An 8554-nucleotide genomic window follows, 5' to 3' on the forward strand; every position below is an offset into this window, starting at 1 on the left:
ATCCTCTGCCGTACGTCACGTTCACGCGCTCATGGCAACGTTTAATGAGCGAACCTGTCAGATGAGGAACCGAGTGCGTCAATCGCGCACGCTCGGATCTGTGGGGGGAGGGGCTCGGTGACGACCCCTCCTACCCGGCCCATGGAGTACACCGAGGCCAGAACGAGGCTCGTTGACTGGCTGCGTCAACAGCTCATCGGTCCCGCCAGCAAGGATAGTCTCATCGGTATTTCACCGCTGGATCGATACCCGACGGGTGTGCTGTATCCCGTCGAACTTGATGTTCCGTCCGGCATCGATCCCGCTGCGTCCGGGGGCAATGCCGATTCGGCTCCTCTTGAAGATGAGGAAGAAGAAGGGTCCACAGGAACCGGTGATGAATCGGAAGGCCGGCCCCTTGCCCAGCCCGTGCGTAAACGGCGCTACGTGCCGCCGTCGTCCGTAGGATTTTCCTTCTTCGTTCAGGGCGCCGTGCGCCTCTCCATTGTCGCGTCGGCAGCGGTCTACAGGCCCACCGGAGACCGGGACGAGAAGGGCCGGTTCCGCTCCAAGGAATACGAAAGAACCGAACTCGGGCAACAGGTCCTGGATTGGTCGCCATGCGGTGCGCCGAACGGATCGATCTGGGAAGATCGTGCCGGCATCGACGTTCGCGCGCGGCCGCATCAGGATGGCGTCATCCTCACGGTCACTCTGTTCAATCGGCAACGGCTGGGTGACGGCCCGGAAAGAGCGCAGGGACGGATCGAGAAGTCGCTGTTTGAGGCCCGTGTCGAGTGCGTTGTGGAAACCGGCCAAGTCGTCGAGTATCCCCGAGTCGTTCCGGGTCTGCTGACGGAAGAGGAACAGGAACTCGAACTCCAGTACAAGGACCGGCGCATCTATGCTGTGGGCCACGGCGCTGCGGTGGACTGGGATGCGGACCCGCATCGCCCTCCGCGCATCTGGTCGGAGTTCATGCCGACGGCCGAAGCGCCGATGATGACGGTCGATACCGGCAACGCCGGCAAGGTTCTCGAGTTGGCTCGGCTGGCCCGCGAGCCCCTGCATGACGAGCTCGAAGGGTTTGTGGAGGGATACGCCGGCTGGATCGATGAGCAGCGGCGCGGCGCCCATGACCTGACGAACGTCCATGAACAGGCTGCGGCGCGGCGCATCTGCGACAGAATGGCCGTAGCTCTGAAACGCATGCGGCAGTGCATCGAGTTGCTCCGCTCGGATCCCCTTGCGGCTCGATCTTTCCAGTTGGCGAACCGTGCGATGTTGGACCAGATGCGGCAAACCGGCGAGGACGGCAGCGAAACCGAAGCCCGTGTCTTCCGTTGGCGGCCGTTCCAGTTGGCGTTTCTCTTGACGGTCATGGAGTCCACGATCCGGGAGGTGGACGACTTCCGCGATGTGCTGGACCTGATCTGGTTCCCCACGGGCGGCGGCAAGACCGAGGCCTATCTCGGCCTTGTGGCTTTCCTCATCGTGTGGCGGCGATTGAAGTACCCGGACACGGGCGGCGGCACAGTGGCGCTCATGCGCTACACGCTACGACTGTTGACCCGACAGCAGTTCGAGCGTGCGGCGCGTATCATCTGCGCATTGGAACTGATTCGCAGGGAGGATCCGTCACTCGGCGATGAACCCATTACCGCCGGCATCTGGGTCGGCGGCGCAAGCACTCCCAACACATTCCAGGAGGCCGAAGCGAGCGTTGTCGAGATAGACGCGGGCGGGGCGACGGCCCGCCACGCCTTGCTGTTGGATCAATGCCCCTGGTGCCGCGCGCCGTTCGACGTCTCCAACTACGACGCCACCTCAAGCAGCTTTCACTTCCGTTGCGTCAACGGTGAGTGCGCGTTCGGCAAAGACGGCCGACCGCTGCCTTGCAACGTGGTGGACGATGCACTCTATCGGGCGCCGCCGTCGCTGTTGATCAGCACCGTCGACAAGTTCGCACGGGTCGCTTGGGAGACACGAACCAGCGCTTTCTTCGGCGCAGGCCAGGGCCGGCGCCCGCCGGAGCTTGTAATTCAGGACGAGTTGCACCTCATCACGGGACCTCTGGGTTCGGTGGCCGGGCTGTACGAAGCGGGTTTCGACACGCTTTTCGTTCGGCGTGGAGCGCGTCCCAAGTACATCGCCTCCACTGCGACCATCCGCATGGCGAAGGAACAGGTGCCGAGGCTGTATGCACGGGATCTGGCGGTTTTCCCCCCGCCGGGTCTGTCGTGTGACGACTCCTACTTCGCCCGCACGGACGACGCGCGTCCCGGGCGGCTCTACGTGGGGTATCTGGCTCCCATGCTCGATCAGCAGCATTGCCTGGCGCCCCTAGCCGCGGCGCTGCTGGCAGGGCCTCAGCGGGTTTTCGACCGTGAGCAGGATCGGGACGAGCTGCTCGAAGCCTGGTGGACACAGGTGATCTATCACAGCAGCCTCAAGGGTGTCGGTGACAGCCACAACGCGTTCGTGACCCATGTACGGGACTTTGGGGACCGGCTCTCCAGCGAGCTTTCGCTAGGAAGGCGATCCGGCGCGGCCGAAGAAGGCAGCCCTCCCGCCGGGCACGGCATCGGCTCCGACAGGTTCCAGACCGCACGGATCGCGCAATTGACGAGCATGCAAACCGCGCAGGAAATTGCCGAGACCTTCCAGCGTTTGGCGGCGGAACGAGGAAGCGCTGGCTGTCTCGATGCCGTGCTGGCGACCAACATGGTGTCTGTCGGACTCGACGTCCCGCGTCTTGCGCTGATGGTCGTCAATGGCCAGCCGCTCACCACCGCGGAATACATTCAGGCCACCAGCCGCGTTGGCCGCGGCGAGGTTCCCGGCCTGGTATTTGCCAACTACTACCGGCATCAGGCCCGGAGCCTCTCACACTACGAGAGCTTTCGCCCTTACCACGAATCCTTCTACCGCTTTGTGGAGCCAGGCAGCGTCACTCCCTTTACCCATCAAGTGCGGTCTCGCGCGTTGCATGCTGCCCTGGTGAGCGCGGTTAGGCACGGTTGCGACCGTCTCAGCGGAAACAAGTCGGCGGGCGCATTCGACGGCGCTTCGGAGGCCGTGCAGGCCGTTGTCGCCGCTTTGAAGCAACGGTGTGAACGGGCGGCGGAATCTGGACAGGCCGTGGACATCTCCACGCACGTCGACCGCCTCGTCGACGAATGGCAGGAGGAAGCGTCGCGATGCAGGAGGGACAAAGTGCAGCTCAGCTACCAAGCGAAGGACAACGTAAAGAACGAGGCCCGGCTGCTTCGCGGCCACGACGAAGTGCGTCCTGGCCTTTGGCGGACGCTGCATTCCATGCGCAACGTGGAAAGCTCGGGAGCGCTGAAACTTGAAGAGTAGAAGAGTTCCGGCAAACCGGCCGTCCGTGCAGGAACAATATGTCCCCGTGCGCCTTTCGCACCTCCTGCGCCACTGTTCGGTGGGCGCCATCGTGCGCGATTCGAACCATCTGATGGTCGTACCAGATATTCGCGACTGGGACAGACCCGGCGACGATCCGCTGAAAAGGCAGATCCGCTATGTGGATCAAGTCCGCAACGTCCTGGGCATCGACAAACCGCTCTGTACTCCTCCCGTCGCGCGAGATCTCGACGACGGGCGAAAGTCCGGCTGGATCCCGGTTCGCCGCTTCCCGCTCTGGACGCGCTGCCTGCAATGCGGCCTGCTGCACCGGGCGCCTTGGCGCGGCCAGCAGGACGACGCTGATCGTTGCCAGGGACAAGGTCCCGAGGACCGGCCGTGCGGCGGCAGGTTGGAGCAGGTGCCCTGGGTTCTGGTCCACCAGCAAGGCTTCCTCGCGGACGTTCCCTGGCACATCCTCGCGCACGCCGACGACCGTAATCCGAACCAACATCAATGCAAACCGGACCGGGGGAAACCCTACCTGAGACTTGTTGAACAGGCTGGTCGCCAAGTGGTCTGCACTCGTTGCCGTTCGCGCGGCGACATTCATCAACGGCACCCGTTCCCGCGCACAACCTGGCAACAGCCCTGGGTTCACAAACCTCCTGTCGATCCCGATCACGGCGAGCCGGCTTGGCTGCTGCAGCTCAACGACGTCCGCGTGCACGCGCCCGTGAATCGGACGGCACTGGTCATCCCGCCGGAATCACGCATCCGCCGCGGCACGGTCGTGGACCGTCTTTACAGCCATTCCCGAAACCAGCAGAGGATTCGGAATGCGAAAACGCCCCTGGCGCGCAAGACCGCGCTCAGGCGCGTCTCCAGTGAGTACAACTGCACGGTTGAGGAAATAGAGGAAGCCCTGAAGGACATCGCCCAGGGCTACCCCCTCTACGGCCGGACCGTCACCCAAGGCGACTTGATGGCAAGCGAATACAAGGCCCTGACCGGTGAGATACCCGATCTGAAGGAAGACGAGGATTTCGTCACTGTGCATCACACATCTGCCTGGAAGGCGCTTGCGGCCCCGTCGACAGTCGGCGGCGCCCGGCCGTTGACAGTGGTTGATCGCCTCGTTGCCGTGCACAGGTTGAAGGAGATCATGGTGCTCATGGGTTTCCGCCGCGCCGGCGGCGAACACCTGACGCCACCGGACATCACCGGGGATTGCGACTGGCTGCCCGCCCTGGAACTGTACGGGGAAGGCGTGTTCTTGACCCTCGACGAAACATGCTTGCGACGCTGGGAATGCAATACCGCCATCAGCGAGCGCGCCGCCGCCTTCGTCGAACGCTACCATCACCGCGACAGCCACATGGAGGTCGAGGTCTCGCCGCGCTTCCTGCTGTGCCACACCCTTGCTCACGTCCTGATCCGTCGTATCGAAGCAGAAGCCGGGTATCCGGCGGCCTCGCTCAAGGAACGCATCTACTGCAAGACCGGCAAGGATGCGATGGCGGGAGTGCTGATCTACGTAGCGGTGACGGACGAGGAAGGCTCCCTGGGAGGCCTGATGGAATTGGCGAGGCCCGAGCGGTTTCTTCGCCTGTTGACCGGTGCGTTCGAGGATGCCGACTGGTGTTCGCTGGACCCGGTCTGTTCCGAGCAAGAAGGCCACGGACCGGATCTGCTGAACCGTGCCGCCTGCCATGCCTGCGCGCTGGTGCCGGAGACGAGCTGCCAGTACGGCAACGTTCTACTGGACCGCATCTTCATCAAGGGTGCGGTGGAGTTGCCAGGGTTTCTGGATCGCGCCGGGGCGCCCGACTGATGGCGAAACGTAGATTCGACCTGCCGGGCATACAGGATCTCAGCAAAGAGCAGGAGGCTGCGCGCGCCTTGCCCAAGGCGGGTCAACACCTGATCGTCGGCGGGCCCGGCACCGGCAAATCGGTTCTGGCGCTGATCCGCACCCGCCGTCACCAGCGGGATGGAGACGACTATCTGTTTCTGGTCTACAACCACCTCCTCAACCGCGCCAGCGGCCAGCTCTTCGGCGAAGGTCTCAAGAGCGAGACGTGGATCGGGTGGTTCCAGAGAATGTTCTGGAAAGCTACGGGGAAGCCCGCTCCACTGCTGCCGCCTCGATCGAACGGCGCTTTCAGGGCTATCGACTGGGACGGCGTCGAAACGATCCTCCAATCCCTGCCTGACTCCACTCACGCCATTGACCGGCCGTACCTCGTCATCGACGAGGGCCAGGACATGCCGCTGCAATTCTACGAGAGTCTCGTCAACCTCGGCTTCGAGAACTTCTTCGTGACCGCAGACCAGAATCAGCAGATCACGGACGACAACAGTAGCCGGCAGGACATCGAAAACGGTCTGGGCGTGAATACCCCAGACGTCAAGGAACTCACCTGGAACTATCGCAACCGCTACCCCGTCGCCCGGTTGGCGCGAGAGTTTTACACTGGCGACCCCGCGAGTCCTCCGCCGGACCTTCCCTCACCGGGGCCCTCGGTAGGTACCGTCCCTCGCCTCTGCTCCTACCATCCCGACCACCTGGACACTGTCGGTCGGCGCATCCTGCGGCTGTGGGACCGCGACCCACGCCAACTGATCGGCGTCATCGCGCCGAACAACCGCGTCAGGGAGCGATACCTGGAGGCGCTCCAATCCGCAGATGTTTCCCTGGACAACTCAAGACCCACCATAGAAACTTTCCACGGCGACCACCGTCCCGACGTCGTCTTCGGAGAGGGCGGAATCCTGCTCATCAACGCGCAAGCCTGCAAGGGTCTTGAGTTCGATACGGTAATTCTTGCCGACATCGACGAGCACTTATTCAATCCGAGGGATCCAGACGCTGCCAAGCGCCTGTTCTACGTTATGGTAGCGCGGGCCAAAGAGCGCGTGTTCCTGTTCATGAAAAAGTGCGAACATCCCATTGAGAAAATCCTGCCGACGGACCGCAGCATCCTGCAGCGTGAGGAGTTGTAGATGGCGAACCGGGACATGGAACTGTTTGGCGAGCGAACTGACGAGGGAAAATTGCCTGAATCGGTAAACCGGAAACAACCGCAGTCTTCGGCGAATACGCCGGCCTTGGGACTCCTTCTCACCAACCACCTCAACCTGCTGTACATGCTTGCGGCAGGCATGGTGATGCCGCCGCCCGGATTCGGAGGCAAGTACTATCAGGACACCCTGGCCTGCTGCCCAGGTTGGATTCCGTTGTTCCTGGGCAAGCGGCTACCCGCCGATGCGGTCAGCCTGTCCACCAGCGAAGCCGAGCATCTCAGGCTGGTGGGCGTCGAGTTCGAGTTGACCGGCTTGTCCGGGACGATCGCTGCCCTCGGGACGGAAGGCACGCGCGAGTTGCGGTTCCCCGATCAACTGGACGGCAGCGAAAGCGTACTTCTGATCCCGGCGCCGCTGCCGACCTCCCGGATAAGGCGCATCGTCTTCCCATCGCCCGAGGACAAACGAGCCGTCGAGACAGCGGCGCTGGATTTCGCCAACGTGCCGTTGCAGGACTTCAAGCGCAAGACGGTGAAGACCGTATTCGCAAAGCCATCGGACGAGCCGTGGCCGCCAGCACAGGGGCCCGCAGAGCGGGCGGCTCCGCTGCAAGCGCCCCTGGCCGCCGGCGGCATCATGGCGATGCTGCTCCACTTCGCCCACCAGGGCGACCTCTCGGTCGCGGCATGCCGCACCGCTTTCGACCCGGATGACGACTTGGAGCCGCCCGAGAACGAATCCATTCCTGCCGGACTCCGGGCGTGGATGCGGGCCGGCAACGCGTCATCACCGGCCCCGGATGCGGCAACGGAATCCGCCACTTCGGCCGGCTTGCAGAACGCCTTCCAGGACGTCCTGCTCTGGGGCGCCGTCGATCGTCTGCTGGACCACAAGAACGCCGGTCCTGCCATAGGCGCAGAGGACGTATTGCTAGACTACCTCGATGAGGAGACGCCGAAGCTTGATGTGCGCTTGCAGGCGGGCGCCAAGAAACTCCGTGAGACCCTCGTCTCCCTCAGGGGACTCGTTGACGCCACGCCCGGCGAATTGTTCGACCGGCACGAAACGTCTCTGGCGCGCGCCATGATCTTGTTCTCCCTGCGTAACCGTTGCGCGGACCTGCTCGAATTCCGCAGCGACCGACTACGCGAGCCCGACTGGCTGACGGCCGCCATCCTGTTCGGCGCACGCGAAGGCTGGATGGGTCTACCCCTGCCGCTACGAGCCGTTCCGGGACTGGACCACGCCGCTACTCACCGCATGGCGCAGATGGCCCATCGGATAGCCGGGACGGACCTTGACCTCGGCACCCCGCCACCGAGAGTCCGCCCTTTGCGGGAGTTCTTCGGCGATGGCCGAACCTGGGGCGCCAAAGAGAACGCCGCCGCCATCGAACTCGCCGATGCGTTCAAATGGGACTGTGTCCGCACCCGAATCATCCTCACGCAAGGCGAGTACAAACTCACTGTCCACGGGAGCTCTGTGCACATAGAACTGCCCGGCACGCCCGGGTTAGACACCAAGGTCGACCCGGAGCGGTTTTTCCACCACCTCGCCGAAACGCGAGTGGAAAGCAAAGTCGAAGAGAAGGTCCGCAAGACCCTTGGTGTCTGAACCGTCGCGTACGCGCTTCCGCGGTTTCCTTGCGATACCGGCAGCGAGCGGCTGAATCAACCGCGGCGCGTCGAGCGCATACAGGTCGTCCAACGATGCCAACCCCCGTGAACTTGCCGTGCAAGGCGATCCAGGGCTTGTCCTCGGGCTCGAGAGCGTCTACGGTGCGTTTGTTCAGGGTGAGCTTGGCCTTGGCGTTGACTTGCTGAATGTTTCATAAAGCGTTCGTTCATGCGTAAACCCCAAGGGAGAAGTCGGAGCGCACGGGAGTGCGACCGTGTCTGACGCGGCACGTTGCACCTCACTATGGTGCTGTTGGCGCTCAGAACGAGTCTCAGCATCGGTGCCCTCAATTGACAGGCGGATTTTCCGACCGTCCCCCCGGTCGAACTCTCCGGCATCAGCTGGACACGAAACCGGCAATTGACCCCGCCCGGCGGGGCGCTACGGTGACTTTCTCCGAGGCACCAAACTGACTTGAGGACATACGCGCGCTGGCGGGGACTGAGTATTGGTTGAATGGGGTTACATATCGATTACGGCTCAAATCAGAATACTCCTAACCTATTGA

General features: G+C 63.0%; 4 protein-coding genes. All 4 read left to right on the top strand.

Features of this window, described 5'->3' with window-relative positions; translation table 11 throughout:
- Nucleotides 1-141 precede the first annotated feature (141 nt).
- From OXF11_19895 to OXF11_19910, 4 genes are read left to right on the top strand one after another with little or no spacing between them, the layout of a single operon-like run.
- Nucleotides 142-3342, top strand: coding sequence for a helicase-related protein (locus tag OXF11_19895; protein ID MCY4489363.1), 3201 nt, complete (start codon nt 142-144; stop codon nt 3340-3342).
- Nucleotides 3332-5176, top strand: a complete 1845-nt coding sequence (locus OXF11_19900) for a DUF1998 domain-containing protein (GenBank protein MCY4489364.1) — start codon at nt 3332-3334, stop codon at nt 5174-5176. The genes OXF11_19895 and OXF11_19900 overlap by 11 nt, the downstream gene beginning before the upstream one ends.
- Complete coding sequence (locus tag OXF11_19905; GenBank protein ID MCY4489365.1) at nt 5176-6348, top strand: ATP-binding domain-containing protein; 1173 nt, start codon at nt 5176-5178, stop codon at nt 6346-6348. The genes OXF11_19900 and OXF11_19905 overlap by 1 nt, the downstream gene beginning before the upstream one ends.
- Nucleotides 6349-7983 carry a hypothetical protein gene (locus OXF11_19910; GenBank protein ID MCY4489366.1) on the top strand — a complete coding sequence of 545 codons (1635 nt, stop codon included), beginning with the start codon at nt 6349-6351 and terminating at the stop codon, nt 7981-7983. It abuts the gene before it with no gap.
- The last annotated feature ends 571 nt before the right edge of the window (nt 7984-8554 follow it).

The sequence above is a fragment of the Deltaproteobacteria bacterium genome (genome assembly GCA_026712905.1).
Taxonomy (GTDB): Bacteria; Desulfobacterota; Binatia; order UBA9968; family JAJDTQ01; genus JAJDTQ01.

Excerpts from the sequence above, each read along its gene's own strand:
- OXF11_19910 (MCY4489366.1), top strand. The coding sequence starts at position 6,349 with ATGGCGAACCGGGACATGGAACTGTTTGGCGAGCGAACTGACGAGGGA.
- OXF11_19895 (MCY4489363.1), top strand. The coding sequence starts at position 142 with ATGGAGTACACCGAGGCCAGAACGAGGCTCGTTGACTGGCTGCGTCAA.
- OXF11_19905 (MCY4489365.1), top strand. The coding sequence starts at position 5,176 with ATGGCGAAACGTAGATTCGACCTGCCGGGCATACAGGATCTCAGCAAA.